Source organism: Klebsiella pneumoniae (assembly GCF_000742135.1).
Classification (GTDB): Bacteria; Pseudomonadota; Gammaproteobacteria; order Enterobacterales; family Enterobacteriaceae; genus Klebsiella; species Klebsiella pneumoniae.
This window is the reverse complement of sequence record NZ_KN046818.1, coordinates 1464453-1484277: the sequence shown is the minus strand read 5'-3', so window position 1 is coordinate 1484277 and position 19825 is coordinate 1464453. Positions and strand designations below refer to the sequence as shown.

The following is a 19825-nucleotide window of genomic DNA, read 5'->3' as shown; positions in this document are numbered from 1 at the left end:
ATGTACAAATGTACACATACTTGCTACTGTTGTCTTCACTCTTCTCCTTTAAGGCGTTTACGGATGACGACGCAATCCTCGCGCAGAGCGCTACAGCTTCGGCTATGGGCGCTGTTTATGTTCTTTTTCATCCCCGGCTTGTTAATGGCCTCCTGGGCCACCCGCACGCCGGCGATCCGCGATCTGTTGGCGCTATCCACCGCAGAGATGGGCGTGGTGCTGTTTGGTCTGTCGGTGGGGTCGATGAGCGGTATTCTCTGCTCGGCGTGGCTGGTGAAGCGCTTTGGTACCCGCAAGGTCATCCGCACCACCATGTCCTTCGCCGTGCTTGGCATGCTGGTGCTCAGCCTGGCGCTGTGGGTCACTTCCGCCCCGCTGTTCGCCTTCGGTCTGGCTATCTTCGGCGCCAGCTTCGGCTCTGCAGAGGTCGCTATTAACGTCGAAGGCGCGGCGATCGAGCGGGAGATGAATAAAACGGTGCTGCCGATGATGCATGGCTTCTACAGCTTTGGCACCCTGTTCGGCGCCGGGGTGGGCATGGCAGTGACCGGATTCGGTCTGCCGGCCGCCCCGCACATCCTGGCGGCTGCGCTGGTGGCTATCCTGCCCATCGCCATTGCTATCCGCGCCATTCCCGACGGCACCGGTAAAAATGCCGCCGAAGTCGCCCACGGTGAGGCGAAAGGTCTGCCGGTGTGGCGCGACGCGCAGCTGCTGCTGATCGGCGTCATTGTCCTGGCGATGGCCTTTGCCGAAGGCTCGGCCAACGACTGGCTGCCGCTGCTGATGGTGGATGGCCACGGCTTTAGCCCCACCTCCGGCTCCCTGATATATGCCGGTTTCACCCTCGGCATGACGCTGGGCCGCTTTACCGGCGGCTGGTTTATCGATCGCTACAGCCGGGTGGCGGTGGTCCGCGGCAGCGCAGTGATGGGCGCCCTCGGCATAGGCCTGATCATCTTCGTCGATAACCCCTGGGTGGCGGGCATCTCGGTGCTGCTGTGGGGCATTGGCGCCTCGCTCGGCTTCCCGCTGACCATCTCCGCCGCCAGCGATACCGGGCCGGACGCGCCCAAGCGCGTCAGCGTGGTGGCGATCACCGGCTATCTCGCTTTCCTCGTCGGGCCGCCGCTGCTGGGTTTCCTCGGCGAACACTTCGGCCTGCGCAGCGCCATGATGGTGGTGCTGGGTCTGGTGATGGTGGCGGCGCTGGTCGCCCGCGCGGTGGCTAAGCCACAATCTGAACCCGTTATGGAGAACAGCTAATGAGCATCAAACTGATTGCGGTGGATATGGACGGCACCTTTTTAAGCGATGCCAAAACTTACAACCGGCCGCGCTTCCTCGCCCAGTACCAGCGAATGCGCGAACAGAATATTCGCTTCGTGGTCGCCAGCGGCAACCAATATTATCAGCTGATCTCCTTTTTCCCGGAGATCGCCCATCAGATCGCCTTCGTGGCGGAAAACGGCGGCTGGGTGGTGAGCGGCAATGAAGACGTCTTCAACTGCCAACTGCCGGTTCACCACTTCAACGCCGTGGTCGACCATCTGCAGACGTTGCCGAATATCGAAATCATCGCCTGCGGGAAGCGCAGCGCCTACACCCTCAATCGCTACAACGACGCGCTGAAGACGGTGGCGGCGAAGTATTATCACCGCCTTGAACTGGTGGATGATTTTAACCATCTCGATGACACCATCCTCAAATTTGGTCTCAACGTGCCAGACAGCCTGATCCCGGAAATTCAGCCGAAGCTGCACGCGGCGCTGGGGGACATGGTCACCGCGGTGGCCACCGGCTACGGCAGCATCGACTTAATTATCCCGGGTGTGCACAAAGCCAACGGGCTGCGCATTTTGCAGCAGCGCTGGGGCATTGAGGATCACGAGGTAGTGGCGTTCGGCGACAGCGGCAACGATATCGAAATGCTGCAGCACGCCGGGTTTGGCTTTGCCATGGCCAACGCCCGGGAAGACGTCAAAGCCGTCGCCCGCTATCAGGCGCCGCATAACAACGAAGAAGGTGTCCTGCAGATTATTGATAAGGTGTTGGATCGCGAAGTGCCGTTCGCCTGATAAGACCCGGATGCGAGCGCATCCGGGTTGAAAACAACTACCCCTGCTGCGAATTGCCGACGCTTTTATCTTTCAGAAAGTAAATCATCAGCCCCAGCCATAGTACCCCACCCAGCAGGTTAAACAGGCTGAACAGCCCGTTGCCGCCCAGCTCGTAAGCATGTTTGCTGAGCTCGATGCCGACGGTGAAGATCAGCATCTGCAGCATTCCCATCGCCGCCGAGACCGTGCCTTTACTCATCTCGCTGGCGAACAGGGTTAAACGCACCAGGCCGGCGTTCGCGAGGCCAATCCCGAAGGCGTAGAAGCTCAGACCGGCCGTCATCCACAGATAAGCGTGGGAAGAGACCACGGTCGCCGCCGCAGAGAGGATCAGGCCAAACATGATCGGCCAACCGCCCATGATAATCAGCGAGCGCACGGTCCGGCGCGCAGTCAGGCGCGCCAGCACCAGGTTGCCGGCAATCAGCGCCCCGAAAATCGGCACCTGCAGCATGCCGTACTCATAGCTGGTGGCCTGTTCGCCGCTGATAATAATCACCGGCGACTGGGCAATCCACGCCAGCAGCGGCAGGCTGACAAAGCCGGTGGCCAGCGCGCCGGCGACGAAGCGCAGGTTCTTCAGCACCAGCCGATAGTCGCGGCCCAGCTCTTTCACCGACAGCTTTTCGCCCAGCCGCGTCGCGGTCTCCGGCATCGCCCGCTGCAGGCCGAAGAACGAGATGGCCGCCAGCACGGCGAACAGGACAAACATCATCTCCCACGGCAGGATATGCACCCAGGCGGCGCCCACCAGCGGCCCCAGCAGCGGGGCTATCAGCGCCACGTTAGCCATCAGGGCGGTGATTTTGATACACACCGCCTCCTCAAAGGACTCCTGTATCGCCGCATAGCCCACCGCGCCGATAAAGCACAGGCTGATCCCCTGCAGGAAGCGCAGCAGGGTAAACTGCTCAATGGTCTGCGCCAGCAGCGTCGCCAGGCAGGTGACGATGAACCATACTACGCCGGTCAACATCACCGGACGGCGGCCAATACGATCCGACAGCGGCCCCAGCAGCCACTGTAAAAACATGCCGCCTGCCAGATAGGCAGTCATTGAGGTAGGTACCCATTCGTTGCCCACCTGAAATTCCTGCACCACGGCTAACATGCCCGGCTGAATCATATCGTTGCCGATATAAGTGGAAAACTCGTACAGCACCAGACATAACGGGAACAACAGCGCCTGCCTTCCGAGGCGGCGGCCTGAAAGCGAATAATTTTGCATGAAATCTCTTATCTATCAAAAATCGCGCAAAGTGTAATGAAACTCCCGGCGCGGAGATAGTGAATTGTGGGTGACACCGCACAATATTACGAGCCGTGCGCCATCGTCCTGCCTCTCCCCTGTTATTCAGCCTGTGTATATATTCCGTTTATGTTTCAGCAATGTGACAAACGATATACTGACGTTTTTCAGGCTGTTAGCCGTAGACTTTATGGTAGTGGATTTCATAACAACCTGATCTTTAAGACAATGCCGCCTTTAACTCCGCACCGCTTTTATTTAGGGTAGGCGGCTTAATTGCTATCGGACCAACGAGCCTGGAAGTCTATGCTGGAAAAAATTAACTATGCGCTGTTCGCCCTGCTCAACGCGACGCCTGCCTCGCCGCAGTGGGCCATTGAGATGGCGATCTTCATCGCTAAAGATCTGATTCTGATCGTACCTCTGCTGGTGGTGACATTGTGGCTGTGGGGGCCTGCCCAGCGGCAGATGGTGTTTAAGCTGATGCTGGCGCTGACGATCAGCCTGACCGTGTCGTGGGCGATCGGCCACCTCTATCCGCACGATCGGCCGTTTGTCGCCGGCGTAGGCTATAACTTCCTGCACCACGCGGCGGACGACTCCTTCCCCAGCGACCATGGCACCGTCAGCTTTACCTTTGCCCTGGCCTTCCTGTTCTGGCATCGCCTGTGGTCCGGCGCCCTGCTGATGGCCATTGCCGCCGCCATCGCCTGGTCCCGTGTCTATCTCGGCGTGCACTGGCCGCTGGATATGGTCGGCGGGCTGCTGGCCGGGATGTGCGGCTGCCTTGGCGCGGCGCTGATCTGGCATACGTTCGGCCCGGCGCTATACCATCAGCTGCAGCGGCTGTATCGTCTCTGCTTCTCCTTGCCAATCCGCAAAGGTTGGGTGCGCGGCTAAACGCCGCCGTCGCTGCGGCCACCGCGTGACTAACCCGCAAGCGACAGGTAAAATCCCGCTAACGCCCTGCCCCCGCAGGGCGATTTTAGCGCAGAGGGAATATGGAAACTCGCCGTGACGAACGTATCAGTCAGCTCATTCAGGCACTTAAACGCAGCGATAAGCTGCATCTGAAAGAAGCCGCTTCCCTGCTTGGGGTGTCGGAAATGACCATTCGTCGCGACCTCAATGGCCACAGCGGCCCGGTTGTGCTGCTCGGCGGATACATTGTGCTGGAGCCGCGCAGCGCCACCCATTACCTGCTCAGCGATCAAAAAACCCGGCTGGTCGAGGAAAAACGCCGTGCCGCTCGCCATGCGGCCGCGCTGCTGGAGGCCCATCAGATGGCCTTCTTCGACTGCGGGACCACCACGCCGTGGATTATTGACGCCATTGACGATGCCCTGCCCTTCACCGGCGTCTGCTACTCCCTGAACACCTTTCTGGCCCTGCAGGAAAAACCCCAGTGCCGCGCGGTCCTGTGCGGTGGGGAGTTTCATGCCAGCAACGCGATTTTTATGCCGCTGAGCCTTGAGGATACCCTCAGCCATCTGAGCCCTGATATCGCCTTTTACTCGGCGGCGGGGATCGACTGCGAGCAGGGGGCGACCTGCTATAACCTGGAAGAGCTGCCGGTTAAGCACTGGGCGATGCGTCACGCGCGCTATCACGTGCTGGTGGTCGACCACAGCAAGTTTGGCAAAGTGCGTCCGGCGCGCATGGGGGCGTTAGCGAAATTTGACGTGATCGCCAGCGATATCTGCCCGGATGATGAGCTGGTCGCGCTGGCGAAGGCGCAGCAGATTTCCCTACTGTATTGAAGCGTCGCTGCCCGCGCCCCGCAGGGCGCGGGCAGGCATCAGGAGAACCAGCTGCCGAACCAGCCGTGCAGTTTCATCAGCACGAAGTCGATCATCCGGCTGAAGAAGCCGCCCTCTTTTACCGGCTCCATGACAATCAGCGGACGCTGTTCAATGGTTTTATCATTTAGCTTAAAGTCGATAGTCCCGACCACCTGCCCCTTCTCCAGCGGCGCGGTAAGCTGCGGCTGATTTAAGGTATAGCTGGCTTTCAGGTTTTTCAGTTGGCCCTTCGGCAAAGTGATAGAGCCCGCCTCGCCAGCCCCCAGTTTCGCTTCATTGCTATCGCCAAACCACACGCGCTGGGTAACGAAGGTGGCATCTGGTTTAATCGGCGTCACGGTTTCAAAGAAGCGGAAGCCCCAGGTCAGCAGTTTTTCTGACTCGTTAAAGCGAATGCGGTCGGTTTTGGTCCCCAGCACCACGGCGATCAAACGCATATCACCCTGAGTGGCCGAGGAGACGAGGTTATAGCCGGCCCCGGCGGTGGTCCCGGTTTTCACGCCATCGGCGTTGAGGTTGCTGCTCCACAGCAGGCGGTTGCGGTTCGGCTGGCGAATTTTATTGAAAGTGAACTCTTTCTCTTTATGTACCGCATACTCTTCCGGTACGTCGTGGATCATCGCTTTGGTCAGCAGCGCCATATCGCGGGCGGTGCTGAACTGCCCCGGCGCGTCAAGGCCGTGGACGGTCATAAAGGTGGTGTTGGTCAGCCCCATTTTTTTGGCGTAGCCGTTCATCAGGCTAACGAAAGCGTCCTGGCTGCCCGCTACGTAGTCAGCAATCGCAATGCTGGCGTCGTTACCGGACTGAATGATGACCCCTTTGTTCAGATCTTCTACGGAAACCTGCATGCCAGGCTTGAGGAACATCACCGATGAGCCGCGCAGCGCCGGGTTGCCGGTCGCCCAGGCATCGCGCCCAACGGTCACCATATCGGTCAGTTTGATTTTTCCTGCTTTTATTGCCTGCCCTACCACGTAGCTGGTCATGATCTTCGTCAGACTGGCCGGGTCGAGTTTTTCATCGGCATTGCCTTCGCTGAGCACCTTCCCGCTGGCATAGTCCATCAGGATCCAGGCGCGAGCGTCAATTGAAGGGGCGTCGGGGAGTTGTTCCGCAGCCTGCACCGCAGGTGCGACAAGAAATAACAGCGCGCAACCTGCCGCGAGGCCGCGAAGGGAAAAAGCGTCATGCATCATAAGAGCCACCCAAGTATCCTTTCCAAACAAAATATGCCGCGCCACTCTGACCGCGCCGCAGCAACCGGTGAGTAAAGCGTACAAATGACCTTAAAGAAACAGCGAGTTGGTAAAGTTTTTAAAGTTTACGCAATAACATGCCGCTGTGCTTTAATCAGAACAATTTTTTTGATCGTAATCGCCTTAATGTTAACTTTATTATGGCAAGAAAAAAATCGCCTTTCAAAACCAATTAGTCACCGAAATTTCAATGACATAGCTCACTTCTCTTCGGGAAAAATGCTACTAAAGAGACGTCGCAAGCGTGTCTTTCATTGTGGTTTGCCTGGTCATAGATTCACATTATGGCGGGGCGTGTGGGGTAAGCGAAAGCCTGGCCAGTGATATCCAGTCGCCTCGCCCCTACCCCCTTCACCTGAGAACCGGGGATGGTTGTTACTGCTGATACCCTTCACAAAACTCAAAATGTCGGCCCGGTTGCATTCCATGAGGCCCAGTTCAACTTCCGAACTCACAATAACCACATCTGGCTTGCTGCTGTAGAAGTCTCAGACGCTTATATATAAACCTGAAGGTTCTGTAGGCCCTATTTACGCCTGAAATGCAGTTGAGAATTCCCGGGGTATGCTTGAGACGGTCATTACGCCCGTCTCAGGAAATTAGCAACAACGCCCGCACTTTTCTCTCCATCGGGCCTGCCCGATCGCCATGTTCAGCAGGGCTTCGATTGCCACAGCATTCCGCCGATGGAGGCGCAATATCCTTGATAAAGCATATCAATCAGCTATCCCCCTATACGCCACCATCAGGAATTGAGGTCAGGAAGGGAGAGCCTCCCGCTAATGATATGAATTATTCGCCCACTGGATAAGCAGGCAGACGGCTTTCCTGTTTTAGTCGGCATATCGGTAAAAGATAGTTTATCGGGCTATTTTCACTTTCCGTATTACACAAGTAAGAAAAATAGCACATCGATAAGGATGGATTCCTGGTCATTAAATACAGTATAGTTTCCCCTGCAATCTTTATGGAAGCGGGTAGCTCACCCGCAGTTATTCCATAAATTAAGATTCGCATATTGTGTTGAAAATGGCATATCCCTTTATGCGTGTAATTACACCCCAGCCTGTCGCTGGGCTTTTTTTTTCAAGGCGACTCTGGATGGTGATAAATTTTACAAATACATTCATAACAGCGCATCCACAGCCGTGGCCTTTACAGAAGTATTGCTCTCAAAACCCCGAGCCGCTCTGATTCTGTTGCCCGTTATTAATCACGCCGGTTTGATGAAAAGATTAACATCTCTTCCCGGGTAATCTCCTACCCTTCTCGTCCGATGCCATATCGAGCTCTACGACTCGCTCTTCCAGACTGCAGTTCGCCAGTGCTTCTTTTATCCCTATTTCGTTTTGCAGGGATGTTTTGATAGCACCGCGATAGTATGCTGGCCATCCTTATCAGTCATTCATTTTAACCGCCTTTTTCAAATCCTTCCGGGAAAGTAAAGTCCTCTACCAGGCTCTGCTCGTTTAACGCTACAGATTCAAATACTGATTATTGCATTATATACCACTTACCCCCGCAGTGATTACCCAGGTAAGATAAATAGCACAAAAGTAAGGGTGGATTCCTGGTTATTTAATACAGTATATTTCCCATGTAGTCTGTATGGAAGTTGATGGTTACCTTTGGTTAACCCATACTTCGAGACTCGAATATTATCTTGAGAACAGCATGCAACCCTGAGTAAATTTACTCCCCAGTGCCAGACACTGGGTTTTTTTTGCTATTTTTCAGAATATCTTCCAGCCAGTCGGCGCCTCTCATGGTCTATTTTTTCTGGGTGGGATGAAAAAGATGTATATCCGATCGATAAAAACAACAGTTCATCCCTGTAAAAAAATAATTCTTTCACCGACTTTCTATTTATTAATATTAACCTGTGTTCCTCAGATGATTGCGATGCAATAATCAGCATCAAATTATACCCTCAGGCGACATTGAGATTTTAACCGAGACGGAGAGGGAGCGTTTTTATAGATGCGTGCATGATTTAAAGCTTTAATTATCAATAAGATACACCATGATCACGCCCTTTCCTTCGTAGCGTAACACCCTATAGATATTACTCCTGTAAAATAGTAAAAACACTTTCCGGGCCCTGTGACCCAGGAGTGCCCCTGGCTGAAGGGAGTAAGCATAAAAACCTTTAATAACAGCCAAATAAAAAAGCTTGCCGGATTTTTAACTTTATCCCAACATGATCGCCGATCGCGCTGCAACGGCAGTGAAACAAACTCAGGAGCGAAAATGATTACACTGTGGGGACGTAATAACTCGACCAACGTGAAGAAAGTACGCTGGGTGCTGGAGGAGCTGGATCTGCCTTATCAGCAGATCCTCGCCGGGCTGGAGTTTGGTCTCAATCATGACCCGGAATATCTGGCGATGAACCCGAACGGGCTGGTGCCGTTGTTAAAGGACGATGCCACCGGGGTGGTATTGTGGGAATCAAATACGATTATTCGCTACCTGGCGGCCCAGTATGGCGTTGACCGTCTGTGGCTGGCCGCGCCGGCGCAGCGCGCGCAAGGGGAAAAGTGGATGGATTGGTCCAACGGCACCCTCTCTCCCGCCCATCGCCCGGTATTAATGGGCCTGGTGAGAACGCCGCCGGAGCAGCGCGACCCGGCGGCCATCGCCGCGGGGATCAGCGCCTGCGAAGCGCTGTTCGCCATGCTGGATGACGAACTGGCCAAAACGCCGTGGCTCTCCGGCGAGCAGTTCGGCCTTGGCGATATTGCCGTCGCTCCCTTCGTCTACAATCTGTTGTCGATCCTCGACAGCTGGCAACCGCGGCCCCATCTGCAGCGCTGGTATCAGCAGATTAGCCAACGTCCTGCCTGGCGCGAAGTAGTGCAGATCCCGGTGACCTGAGGCTAAGCCTCGGGACTCAACCGTAATAGCTCGCCGTTAGACTCGTCGGTTAAAACGTACAGATAGCCGTCGGGTCCCACGCGAACATCGCGGATGCGTTTTCCGCGCGCCTCCAGTAATCTCCCCTCCTCGCGGACCTGATTACCGTCCACCGCCAGGACAATCAGCGATGTCTCCTTCAGCGCGCCGATAAACAGCTTATGCTGCCACTGGGGAAAGGTCGGCGCCGAATAAAAGGCCATCCCGCTCACCCCGGGAGAGACCGGCCAGACATACAGGGGAGGTTCGGTCCCCGGAACCGTTTTGCCTTTTGCTTCCGGAATGGGCAGGCCGCTGTAGTTAATACCGTGCGTCGCCAGCGGCCAGCCGTAATTTTTCCCCGCCTGCGGAATATTAATTTCATCTCCGCCGCGCGGGCCATGCTCGTTCAGCCACAGCGCCTCGCTCCAGGGATTCATCGCCATGCCCTGCGGATTACGGATGCCGTAAGCCCAGATCTCCGGCCTGGCGTCAGCCCGGCCGACAAAAGGGTTATCCGGCGGTACACCTCCGGTCTCCGTCAGGCGGACCACTTTCCCCTGCAGCTTGCTGAGATCCTGGGCGGTGGCGCGCTGATTATTTTCGCCCAGCCCGATAAACAAATATCCTTTGCCGTCGAACACCAGCCTGCCGCCAAAATGATTGCCGACGGAGAGCTTCGGCTGCTGGCGAAAGACCACGGTAAAGTTCGTCAGCTGCGTGGCATCCTCGCTCAACCGCCCATAGCCCACCGCGGTGCCCGCCTTACCGCTGGCGTCGCTTTCCGCATAGCTCAGCCACACCCGCCGCGACTGGGCGAAATCCGGGGCCAGCGCCACGTCCAGTAGGCCACCCTGGCCGTTGGCCCATACCTGCGGCACGCCGGCTATCGGCGCCGACAGACCTTTGCCCGGCTGCCAGCGCTTGAGCTCGCCGCCGCGCAGGGTGATCAGTATGCCCTGATCGTCAGGCAGAAAGGCCATGCCCCACGGCTGGGCCAGCCGGTTTTGCAATACCTCCACCCGCACCGCGGCCTGGCTCAGGGCTGGTAGCGCTAAGGCGCTCAATATCAACAGCAGTGGGATCGGACGCATGGCATTCTCCTTTCGTCAGCTCTGGGCTAAAGGGTAGCCAGCGGGGAAATTTGCGCGGGGATTTTTACATAACCTTTAACAGGGGAAGCGTTCACTTCCCCTGGGTTTCAGCCGATCAGGCATGAGTGATTGGCGCCAATTTATTCAATTTATGAATATTTGAGGTCAATCCTGTCAGACAGCGTTCTAGCTTCTCTACGTTAACAGCGATGTATAGCGGACAATCATGATGCCCGCTCATCAGGCATAGTGCAGCGGCGGCGACCGATTCGCCGGCCAGGCGAAGGACATCCCTCTCCTCCGGTGAAATGGCATTCTGCAGGCGCGGCGCCTGCGCACGCATTTCACGGCAAAGCTCAAACAAGTTATCACGCAGATGGTCATTTTCGCTGACTGACATGTAGCCTTTGGCCTTTCGCAGTTGCAGATAGGCGTCAATATCGATATTGGCGTTAATAAGCTTCTGCAGAAGGTGGCGGTATAGTCTGTCAACGGTCATCACGGTTCCTCCTCTGTCGTCCTTTACCCTTTCCATAATACGGTTATTTTTTGTGCAAAATGATGCGCCAGGTCAATAATCCCCAGTTCTTTAACATCATTTACAATGTGGCAACTTTAACGCATTGTAGGGTGTATGACAAAAACAATGTTATACGATCACAATTAATTTCAATCTGAAATTAATAAACAGAAAATGGCAATAAGAGACAAAATTAGTGCAGAAATGATCACAATACCTCATATGACCTGTTGCACCATCGTCAATTAGGATGTCATAACAAATAATTAATGTAATACGTATAACATGTCAAGAAAACAGCGAACGCGGCCCGCGGATCGCTGACATTCTCTCTGCCCATTTGCAAGGAACTGAAACATGACGTCCGGTAAAAGAAACTACCTTCTGTTGAGTCTTTTCGATTTCCTCTACCTGTTCGCCTGGTCGTCGACCATGGCTTTCTTCGTTATCTGGACCACCCAGCATCTTGGCATCAGCGCCACGAAGACCGGGCTGCTTTACTCGGTCAACGCCTTTATCGCCCTGCTGATGCAGCCTTTCTTCGGCTTTATCTCTGACAAGTTCGGCCTGAAAAAACGGCTTATCTGGCTGCTGGTCGCCCTGCTCCTGCCGGTGGGCCCCTTCTTTATCTACGTTTACGCGCCGCTGCTGGTGCACAACTTTTGGTTTGGCGCCTTGCTGGGAGGGATCTATCTGGGGATCATCTTTAACTCCGGCTGCGGAGTAATCGACTCTTATATCGATAAGATTTCCCGGCGCTATCAGTTCGAATATGGTCGTGTGCGGATGTGGGGCTCGTTAGGCTGGGCAGCGGCGGCCTGGATTGTGGGTAAATATATCGACAGCAATCCTAATCTGGCCTTCTGGCTCGCCAGCCTCGCCATTGTCATCGCCGCCATCTGCTTTATGCTAACCAAAATTGAATTAACCGACGCCGATGTGGCGCGAAGCGAATCGCTGAAGGTCTCTCATGCCCTTGAGCTGGCGAAGAATGGTCAGTTCTGGATGCTGCTGCTCTTTACCCTGTTCGTCACGCAGATTTACGACACCTACGATCAGCAGTTTGCCCAGTACTTCTCGCTACAGTTCCCGACGCCGGAGGAAGGCAACCGCTGGTACGGGATCCTCGCGTCTATTCAGGTCTGCGGTGAAACCCTGTTCCTCTGCCTGATGCCATGGTTTGTTAACCGGACCGGCGCCAAATGGGCGCTGATCATCGCCGGGCTGATCATGTCGGTACGTATTGTCGGCTCAGCCGTGCCCCTCGGCCCGGTGTGGATTGGTGCGGTGAAAATGATGCATGCTCTGGAGAAGCCGTTGATTCTGGTATCGGTCTTTAAATTCATCGCCGCCAACTTCGACCACAAGCTCTCTTCGACGGTCTATTTGCTGGTGCTGTTCGTCGCCTCGATCGCCACCGCCATTTACTCTCCGCTGGCAGGCTATCTGTACGATACCATTGGCTTCGCCAACACCTATCTGATTCTCGGCAGCGTCGCCGGGCTCTTTACCCTGATCTCTATTTTCACGCTGCAGGATAAGCGCGAGCCGAAAAAAACCGGCGCCACGCCCTCCGCAGCCATTAACCCGGCGCAATAAGTCTCTGCCCGGCAGCCACGCCGGGCTTGAGCCGCCTGTGCGCACGGCTTGTCAGAAGCGTGTCCCGCCCCTCTGCTCCGGGGCGTGTGGGATCCGCTCTGGCGGTGGGGGGCGTAAAAGACAGGTCGGGGGCGCTTTTTCACCATTAACCGCGACGGAGCTATACTCTTTTTCGCAAAGATCTGTAGAATTCCTGCCCTGACCATTCCAATAATTGAACACTTTTTAAGCTATGAGCAATGTCACGCATCAGCCGAAAATCGGCTTCGTCTCCCTGGGCTGCCCGAAAAACCTCGTGGACTCAGAGCGTATCCTGACCGAACTGCGCACCGAAGGTTATGACGTCGTACCGACCTACGACAACGCCGATATGGTGATCGTTAACACCTGCGGCTTTATTGATAGCGCTGTGCAGGAATCGCTGGAAGCGATCGGCGAAGCGTTGAAAGAGAACGGCAAGGTAATCGTCACCGGCTGTCTCGGGGCGAAAGAGGATCAGATCCGCGAAGTGCATCCGAAGGTGCTGGAGATCACCGGTCCGCACAGCTATGAGCAGGTGCTGGAGCATGTCCACCATTATACGCCGAAGCCGAAGCACAACCCGTTCCTGAGCCTGGTGCCGGAACAGGGGGTTAAGCTGACGCCGCGCCACTACGCCTACTTAAAAATTTCTGAAGGCTGCAACCATCGCTGCACCTTCTGCATCATCCCGTCCATGCGTGGCGATCTGGTGAGCCGTCCGATTGGCGAAGTGCTGGCCGAAGCCAAACGCCTCGCTGACGCCGGCGTGAAAGAGCTGCTGGTGATTTCGCAGGACACCTCTGCCTACGGCGTCGACGTCAAGCACCGCACCGGTTTCCACAACGGTATGCCGGTGAAGACCAGCATGGTCAGTCTGTGCGAAGAGCTGGCGAAGCTCGGCATCTGGGTGCGCCTGCACTATGTCTATCCGTACCCGCACGTTGACGATGTGATCCCGCTGATGGCGGAAGGCAAGATTCTGCCGTACCTCGATATCCCGCTGCAGCACGCCAGCCCGCGTATTCTGAAGCTGATGAAGCGTCCTGGTTCTGCGGACCGTCAGCTGGCGCGCATTAAGCAGTGGCGTGAAATTTGCCCGGATCTGACCCTGCGCTCCACTTTTATTGTGGGCTTCCCGGGCGAAACGGAAGAAGATTTCCAGATGCTGCTCGACTTCCTGAAAGAGGCGCGTCTCGACCGCGTCGGCTGCTTCAAGTACAGCCCGGTTGAAGGCGCTACCGCCAACGAGCTGGCGGACCAGGTGCCGGAAGAGGTGAAAGAAGAGCGCTGGAACCGCTTTATGCAGCTGCAGCAGCAGATCTCTGCCGAGCGTCTGCAGGAAAAAGTGGGGCGCGAAATCCTGGTGCTGGTAGATGAAGTTGATGAAGAAGGCGCCATTGGCCGCAGCATGGCCGACGCTCCGGAAATCGACGGCGCGGTGTACCTGAACGGCGAAACCCGCGTTAAGCCGGGCGACGTGGTGCGGGTGAAAGTCGAGCACGCCGACGAATACGACCTCTGGGGTACCCGGGTCTAGTCCAGCTTCCCGGATAGCGGCTTAGCGCATTCCCCAGCCTACGGGGTCCTCCCGTAGGCTCACCCCCCAGGTCCGCGCAAGCGCAGCGCCACGGGCAAGCATTGATTACCTTCCAGGCAGCCCTGTTGCGCCGTTATTTTGCTGCGCCATAAGAGACATAACGCAGACGATTAACCGGGAGCGCAAACTACGCAGAAGCCACAGATAACATAAAGGACTTTCCAGCGATGCTTCGCCTCACCCTGGCCCTCTCCCGGGAGGAGAGGGAACCGTCCAGCGGTCGTTTCCGCCTCACACCGCTCCCTGCGCCATGAGAGACCTAACGCAGAAAATTAACCGGAAGCGCAATGTGCGCTGAAGCCGCAGATAACATAAAGGACTCCCGGCGGAGCTTTCCCTCACCCTACCCCTTTAACTTCGGATCCAGCGCATCGCGCAGGCCATCTCCCAGCAGATTAAACGCCAGTACGGTCACGAAAATCGCCACCGCCGGAAAGAGCGCCACGTGCGGAGACATCACCATATCCGCCCGCGCTTCGTTGAGCATCGCGCCCCACTCCGGGGTGGGCGGCTGCGCGCCGAGGCCGAGAAACGACAGACTGGCCGCCGAAATAATCGATACCCCAATGCGCATGGTGAAATAAACCACGATCGATGACACCGTCCCCGGCAGAATATGGTTGAACAGAATGGTGGCATCACTGGCGCCGATGCTGCGCGCCGATTCAATAAAGGTCTGCTGCTTCAGAACCAGCGTATTGCCGCGCACCAGACGAGCAAACGCCGGAATCGAGAAGATCGCCACGGCGATGATCACGTTGGCCATCCCGCTGCCCATGACGGCGACCACCGCGATCGCCAGCAGGATCCCCGGAAAGGCGAACAACACGTCGCAAAGTCGCATAATGAGCCGGTCCCACCAGCCCTCATAGTAGCCAGCCAGCAGCCCAAGCACCGTGCCGATGGCCGCGCCAATCAGCACCGCCAGCACCCCGGCGGCCAGCGAGATCTGCGCCCCGACCAGCACCCGGCTGAAAATATCCCGTCCCAGGGAGTCGACTCCGAACCAGTGCACCAGCGAAGGTCCCTCGTTCAGTCGGTCGTAGTCGAAATAATTTTCCGCATCGTACGGCGCTATCCATGGGGCAACGATGGCTACCGCAATCAGCAACAGCACGAAAATACCAGCGCCCATCGCCACCGGCTGGCGACGAAAGCGCCGCCAGAACTCATGCCAGGGGGTATGGATCTCGCCGGGTCTGATGCCCGGCATGGCGTTCAGCGCCGCCTGCCTTCTCCAGTTAAGCAATCGCACCTTACTTATACCTGATAGCCGGGTTTATGGCCGCGTACAGCACATCCACCACTAAATTGATAAGAATAAACTCCAGCGAAAAGAGCAGCACTTCCGCCTGAATCACCGGATAATCGCGCATCTCCACCGAATCGACCAGCAAGCGCCCAAGCCCCGGCCAGTTAAACACCTTCTCCACAACGATCGACCCGCCGAGCAGAAAGCCGAACTGCAGCCCCATCATGGTCACCACCGGGATCATCGCATTGCGCAGACCATGCTTGAGCACCACCCGCGTTTCGCTCACCCCCTTCGCCCGGGCGGTGCGCATATAGTCTTCATGCAGCACATCGACGAATGACGCGCGGGTAAAGCGCGCCATGACCGCCGCCACCGCCGCGCCAAGGGTCAACGACGGCAAAATATAGTGCCGCCAGCTGTCGGCCCCCACCGTCGGCAGCCAGCCCAGCTCAACCGAAAACACCTGCATCAGCAGCATACCAAGGGCAAAAGCCGGAAACGAAATGCCGCTCACCGCCAGCGCCATTCCCAGACGGTCGGGCCAGCGATTGCGCCACACCGCGGCCGCAATCCCCGCCGCCATCCCGAACAGTACCGCCCAGCTCATGCTGGCCAGCGTCAGCCACAGCGTGGGCATAAAGCGACTGGCAATCTCACTGGCAACGGGACGCCGCGAGGCCATGGAAATGCCAAAATCGCCGCGCAGCACGTTGGTGATGTAGTGCCAGAACTGGACATGCAGCGGCTGGTCAAGCCCCAGCTGCTGGCGCACCATTGCCACCACCTGGGCATCGGCCTCAGGTCCGGCAATCAGCCGCGCCGGGTCACCGGGCAGCATATGGACGAACAGAAACACCAGCACCGCGACGATAAGCAGAGTGGGGATCAGGCCCAGCAGGCGCTTAATCACATAATTCAGCATCGCTCCCTCCCATTCCGGGAGAGAGGACGCATGAAGATGAACATGATCACGGCGTCAGGTCCGCCTGTTCGAAGCTAAAGCCGGTATCCGGCTGGATATAGAAACCGGTGAGGTTCTTGCTGTGGGCGGAGACCAGTTTCTCGACCACCAGCGGCACCCACGGCGACTCTTTCCAGATAATATCCTGCGCCTCTTTATAGAGTTTGGTTTTCTGTTGCGGATCGGTGGTTTTCAGCGCCTCGCTCAGCGCGTTATCCACCTGCGGGTTGCTGTAAAACGCGGTATTAAATAGCGTCGGCGGCCAGTTTTGCGAGGCGAACAGCGGCGACAGCGCCCAGTCGGCTTCACCGGTGGAGGCGGACCAGCCGGTATAGAACATCCGTACCCCGCTCTCTTTCTGCCCTTTACCTTCCACTTCCGCCGCCCGCTGACCAGCGTCCATCGCCGTCACCTGCGCCTTAATCCCCACCTGCGCCAGCTGCTGCTGGGTGAACTGCAGTACTTTCTGCGCGGTGCTGTGATTATGTGATGACCACAGCGTGGTGCTGAAACCGTTAGGGTAGCCCGCCTCTTTCAGCAGCTGGCGCGCTTTCGCCGGATCGTATGGCCAGGCGGGGTAGGTCTGGGCATAGGCGATCGACGGCGGCACCACTCCGGTCGCCGGGGTGGCGTATCCGGCGAACGCTACCTTCACCAGCGCCTGACGGTTAATCGCATAGTTGATGGCTTCCCGTACCTTCGGATTATCGAACGGCTTCTGCGTCACGTTCATGCTGATGTAGCGCTGCATGATCGACGGGCTGGCCACCAGCTCCAGTTTGCTGTTTTTCGCCAGCAGCGGCGCCTGTTCGTAAGGGATCGGGAAGGCGAACTGCGCCTCGCCGGTCTGCAGCATCGCCGCCCGGGTATTGTTATCCACCACCGGACGCCAGGTGATAGAATCCAGCTTTGGCAGCCCCGGCTGCCAGTACCCATCGAACTTGCTGACCTTCACAAAATCCGTCTGGTTCCAGGTGTCGAGCTTATACGGCCCGGTGCCCACCGGGTGGAAGCCGATATCCTTACCATATTTTTTCAGCGCCGCCGGCGAAATCATCGCTGTCGCCGGATGGGCGAGAATGTTAATAAACGCCGAGAAGGGCTGCTTCAGGGTAATTTTGACCGTAGTCGGATCGACCGCCTCGGTACTGGCGATATTTTTATACAGGTTATAGCGCTTGAGATGGTTATCCGGGTTACTCGCGCGATCGAGGTTAGCCTTTACCGCCTCGGCGTTAAAGTCAGTGCCATCCTGGAATTTCACCCCGCTGTGCAGCTTAATGGTGTACACCAGGCCGTCCGGTGACACGGTATAGCTCTCAGCAAGAACGTTTTGCAGCTTCATCTCTTTATCAAGGCCGAACAGGCCTTGATAAAAGGACTTCGCCACCGCCTGCGACAGAGTATCGTTGGCATCATAGGGGTCGAGGGTCGTGAAGTTAGACCCGACCGCCACCACCACATCTTTGGCGGCAAAGGCGGGAGCGCTCGCCAGGGCTGCCGCGATACTCAGCGCCAGCCACCATTTGCGTGAAACAGGTTGTGTCATCGTGTTCTCCTGAAAAGATGCGTTATGTGTTGTTATGTTCTGCCCAGCACATCGGCGGATTCGCGGGCGACGAAGTGGCCCGGCCCGACCTGCTGCAACGGCACGCTGGCGATCTCCTCGCCCCGCTTATAAATATTGCCCGGGACGTCATCAGACAGCAGAACCCGCTGCGGATGACGGTGGCCCGGATCGGCCACCGGTACGGCGGCCATGAGCTTACGGGTATAGGGGTGCTGCGGGTTTTCAAACACCGCGCGGCGCGGGCCTATTTCGACAATGCGACCGCGATACATCACCGCCACGCGGTGGCTGATGCGCTCCACCACCGCCATATCATGGGAAATAAACAGAAACGCGATGCCCATCTCGCGCTGCAGGTCGAGCATCAGATTGATAATCTGCGCCCGAATGGAGACATCCAGGGCCGACACCGACTCGTCGGCTATCACCACCTTCGGATTCAGCGCCAGCGCGCGGGCAATGCAGATCCGCTGCCGCTGGCCGCCGGAAAAGGCATGGGGATAGCGCCAGGCATGCTCCGGCTGCAACCCCACGCGCTTCAGCAGCCAGGCGACCCGCTCACGCGCTGCTTCCCCACGCAGCAGGCCATGCACCCGCAGCGGCTCCATAATCGAATCGCCGACCGTCTGACGCGGATCAAGCGAGGCGTAAGGATCCTGAAAAATAAACTGAATATTGCGCCGCAGAGCCTGCAGCTTGCCGCCGGCGAGGGTATCGATCCGCTGACCGTCGAAGGTAATGGTGCCTCCCTGGGTCTCTACCAGCCTCAGCAGCGCCCGGCCGGTGGTCGACTTGCCGCAGCCGGACTCGCCCACCAGCGACAGGGTCTCTCCCGGCCAGAGATCAAAACTGACCTTCTCCACCGCATGCACTTCGCGCGTCACGCGATTGAGCAGCCCGCCGCGCACCGGAAAACGGGCCACCAGGTCACGCACCTGCAGGATCGGCTCGCCGGCGACTACCGTATCGGGCGTTTCGCTCTCCGCCAGCGGCTGGCCCGGCAGCGGAAAACGGCGCGGCAGATCCTGGCCACGCATCTCCCCCAGCCGCGGGACCGCCGCCAGCAGCGACTGCGTATACGGGTGCTGCGGCGAACGAAAGATCTCCTCAACGCTGCCGGTCTCTACCGCCTCACCGCGATACATCACCAACACCCGATCGGCGATATCGGCCACGACGCCCATATCGTGGGTGATAAAGATCACCCCCATCGCCATCTCCTTTTGCAGAACGGCAATGAGTTGCAGAATTTGCGCCTGGATGGTGACATCCAGCGCCGTGGTTGGCTCATCGGCTATCAACACCGCCGGCCGACAGGAGAGCGCCATGGCGATCATCACCCTCTGGCGCATGCCGCCGGAGAGCTGGTGCGGATAGCGCGAGAGCATCTCTTCCGCCTGGGGAATACGCACCTGATCGAGCATCTTTTTCGCCGCGCGCAGCGCCTCTTCGCGCCCCAACCCCTGGTGCAGGCGCAGGGATTCGGCAATCTGCTCGCCGATGGTAAAAACCGGATTCAGCGAGGTCATCGGCTCCTGAAAAATCATGGCCAGATCCGCGCCGCGCACCCGGCGCATCTCAGCGTCCGTTTGCTCATTGAGCGCGATCACCTGCCGGTTACGCCGCCGCAACCACAGCCCCTCGCTGTTCACCTCGCTGCTGGCCGCGTCTAGCAGACGCATCAGCGCCAGCGCGGTCACCGATTTTCCCGAACCGGACTCACCCACTATCGCCAGCGTCTCGCCGCGGCGCAGGCTGAAGGAAAGCTGACGCACGGCCTGCACCTCCGGCGCATCCTGCTGGCGGAACGCCACGTTCAGGTTGCGCACCACCAGCACTTCGCAGGTATCGGTTTCGTGAGTTTGCGACACTCGCCCTCTCCC

16 protein-coding genes are annotated in these 19825 nt (G+C 57.4%); 7 read left to right on the top strand and 9 right to left on the bottom strand.

The window, feature by feature from the left end; translation table 11 throughout:
• Nucleotides 1-63: 63 nt before the first annotated feature.
• Entirely contained in the window at nt 64-1266 is a 1203-nt protein-coding gene (locus tag DR88_RS18095; RefSeq protein ID WP_004151719.1) for an MFS transporter, read from the top strand.
• The gene (locus DR88_RS18100; RefSeq protein ID WP_009308237.1) at nt 1266-2078 is read left to right on the top strand and encodes a Cof-type HAD-IIB family hydrolase; all 813 of its coding nucleotides are present in this window, start codon (nt 1266-1268) and stop codon (nt 2076-2078) included. The genes DR88_RS18095 and DR88_RS18100 overlap by 1 nt, the downstream gene beginning before the upstream one ends.
• A gap of 37 nt (nt 2079-2115) precedes the next feature.
• Here the strand turns inward: DR88_RS18100 and kdeA are convergent, their stop codons facing one another.
• A complete protein-coding gene (kdeA, locus tag DR88_RS18105; RefSeq protein ID WP_004141972.1) occupies nt 2116-3348 on the bottom strand; it encodes a multidrug efflux MFS transporter KdeA in 1233 nt (410 codons plus the stop codon).
• A gap of 327 nt (nt 3349-3675) precedes the next feature.
• Between kdeA and ybjG the strand changes: the two genes are divergently transcribed.
• Both ybjG and deoR read left to right on the top strand, forming a co-directional pair.
• Nucleotides 3676-4269, top strand: coding sequence for an undecaprenyl-diphosphate phosphatase (gene ybjG, locus DR88_RS18110; RefSeq protein WP_004183502.1), 594 nt, complete (start codon nt 3676-3678; stop codon nt 4267-4269).
• 101 nt (nt 4270-4370) lie between these two features.
• Nucleotides 4371-5129 (top strand): DNA-binding transcriptional repressor DeoR, encoded by a 759-nt coding sequence (deoR, locus tag DR88_RS18115; protein ID WP_004151717.1) that lies wholly within the window; start codon nt 4371-4373, stop codon nt 5127-5129.
• 38 nt (nt 5130-5167) lie between these two features.
• Here the strand turns inward: deoR and dacC are convergent, their stop codons facing one another.
• Together dacC and DR88_RS30480 are read right to left on the bottom strand one after the other, a co-directional pair.
• Nucleotides 5168-6370 carry a serine-type D-Ala-D-Ala carboxypeptidase gene (dacC, locus tag DR88_RS18120; RefSeq protein WP_004893232.1) on the bottom strand — a complete coding sequence of 401 codons (1203 nt, stop codon included), beginning with the start codon at nt 6368-6370 and terminating at the stop codon, nt 5168-5170.
• A 651-nt stretch (nt 6371-7021) separates the two neighbouring features.
• A complete protein-coding gene (locus DR88_RS30480) occupies nt 7022-7150 on the bottom strand; it encodes a hypothetical protein (protein WP_032443819.1) in 129 nt (42 codons plus the stop codon).
• A 1530-nt stretch (nt 7151-8680) separates the two neighbouring features.
• On the opposite strand from DR88_RS30480, the gene DR88_RS18125 reads away from it, so the two are divergent.
• A complete protein-coding gene (locus DR88_RS18125; protein WP_004176727.1) occupies nt 8681-9307 on the top strand; it encodes a glutathione S-transferase family protein in 627 nt (208 codons plus the stop codon).
• A 2-nt stretch (nt 9308-9309) separates the two neighbouring features.
• On the opposite strand, the gene DR88_RS18130 is transcribed toward DR88_RS18125, so the two are convergent.
• Both DR88_RS18130 and bssR read right to left on the bottom strand, forming a co-directional pair.
• Nucleotides 9310-10419 carry a PQQ-dependent sugar dehydrogenase gene (locus DR88_RS18130; RefSeq protein WP_004141981.1) on the bottom strand — a complete coding sequence of 370 codons (1110 nt, stop codon included), beginning with the start codon at nt 10417-10419 and terminating at the stop codon, nt 9310-9312.
• Nucleotides 10420-10534: 115 nt separating this feature from the next.
• Nucleotides 10535-10918 (bottom strand): biofilm formation regulator BssR, encoded by a 384-nt coding sequence (gene bssR / locus DR88_RS18135; protein ID WP_004151712.1) that lies wholly within the window; start codon nt 10916-10918, stop codon nt 10535-10537.
• Between the two features lie 378 nt (nt 10919-11296).
• Here bssR and DR88_RS18140 point away from each other — a divergent pair, with 378 nt between their 5' ends.
• Together DR88_RS18140 and rimO are read left to right on the top strand one after the other, a co-directional pair.
• Nucleotides 11297-12538: an oligosaccharide MFS transporter gene (locus DR88_RS18140; RefSeq protein WP_004147732.1), complete on the top strand. Its 1242-nt coding sequence runs from the start codon at nt 11297-11299 to the stop codon at nt 12536-12538.
• A 232-nt stretch (nt 12539-12770) separates the two neighbouring features.
• A complete protein-coding gene (rimO, locus tag DR88_RS18145; RefSeq protein ID WP_004141985.1) occupies nt 12771-14096 on the top strand; it encodes a 30S ribosomal protein S12 methylthiotransferase RimO in 1326 nt (441 codons plus the stop codon).
• 403 nt (nt 14097-14499) lie between these two features.
• On the opposite strand, the gene gsiD is transcribed toward rimO, so the two are convergent.
• The 4 genes from gsiD to gsiA are packed head-to-tail and all read right to left on the bottom strand — an operon-like array spanning nt 14500 to nt 19813.
• Nucleotides 14500-15411, bottom strand: coding sequence for a glutathione ABC transporter permease GsiD (gsiD, locus tag DR88_RS18150; RefSeq protein WP_004147729.1), 912 nt, complete (start codon nt 15409-15411; stop codon nt 14500-14502).
• A 1-nt stretch (nt 15412) separates the two neighbouring features.
• Nucleotides 15413-16333, bottom strand: coding sequence for a glutathione ABC transporter permease GsiC (gene gsiC / locus DR88_RS18155; RefSeq protein ID WP_002892997.1), 921 nt, complete (start codon nt 16331-16333; stop codon nt 15413-15415).
• Between the two features lie 46 nt (nt 16334-16379).
• Nucleotides 16380-17921 (bottom strand): glutathione ABC transporter substrate-binding protein GsiB, encoded by a 1542-nt coding sequence (gene gsiB / locus DR88_RS18160; protein WP_004147728.1) that lies wholly within the window; start codon nt 17919-17921, stop codon nt 16380-16382.
• 32 nt (nt 17922-17953) lie between these two features.
• Complete coding sequence (gsiA, locus tag DR88_RS18165) at nt 17954-19813, bottom strand: glutathione ABC transporter ATP-binding protein GsiA (RefSeq protein WP_004151710.1); 1860 nt, start codon at nt 19811-19813, stop codon at nt 17954-17956.
• Between the last annotated feature and the right edge of the window lie 12 nt (nt 19814-19825).

What these genes read in the sequence shown, in the direction of transcription:
- rimO (WP_004141985.1), top strand. Translation starts at nt 12,771, where the DNA reads ATGAGCAATGTCACGCATCAGCCGAAAATCGGCTTCGTCTCCCTGGGC.
- dacC (WP_004893232.1), bottom strand. Translation starts at nt 6,370, where the DNA reads ATGATGCATGACGCTTTTTCCCTTCGCGGCCTCGCGGCAGGTTGCGCG.
- DR88_RS18130 (WP_004141981.1), bottom strand. Translation starts at nt 10,419, where the DNA reads ATGCGTCCGATCCCACTGCTGTTGATATTGAGCGCCTTAGCGCTACCA.
- gsiC (WP_002892997.1), bottom strand. Translation starts at nt 16,333, where the DNA reads ATGCTGAATTATGTGATTAAGCGCCTGCTGGGCCTGATCCCCACTCTG.
- ybjG (WP_004183502.1), top strand. Translation starts at nt 3,676, where the DNA reads ATGCTGGAAAAAATTAACTATGCGCTGTTCGCCCTGCTCAACGCGACG.
- DR88_RS18100 (WP_009308237.1), top strand. Translation starts at nt 1,266, where the DNA reads ATGAGCATCAAACTGATTGCGGTGGATATGGACGGCACCTTTTTAAGC.
- bssR (WP_004151712.1), bottom strand. Translation starts at nt 10,918, where the DNA reads ATGACCGTTGACAGACTATACCGCCACCTTCTGCAGAAGCTTATTAAC.
- deoR (WP_004151717.1), top strand. Translation starts at nt 4,371, where the DNA reads ATGGAAACTCGCCGTGACGAACGTATCAGTCAGCTCATTCAGGCACTT.
- DR88_RS18095 (WP_004151719.1), top strand. Translation starts at nt 64, where the DNA reads ATGACGACGCAATCCTCGCGCAGAGCGCTACAGCTTCGGCTATGGGCG.
- kdeA (WP_004141972.1), bottom strand. Translation starts at nt 3,348, where the DNA reads ATGCAAAATTATTCGCTTTCAGGCCGCCGCCTCGGAAGGCAGGCGCTG.
- DR88_RS18125 (WP_004176727.1), top strand. Translation starts at nt 8,681, where the DNA reads ATGATTACACTGTGGGGACGTAATAACTCGACCAACGTGAAGAAAGTA.
- DR88_RS18140 (WP_004147732.1), top strand. Translation starts at nt 11,297, where the DNA reads ATGACGTCCGGTAAAAGAAACTACCTTCTGTTGAGTCTTTTCGATTTC.
- gsiB (WP_004147728.1), bottom strand. Translation starts at nt 17,921, where the DNA reads ATGACACAACCTGTTTCACGCAAATGGTGGCTGGCGCTGAGTATCGCG.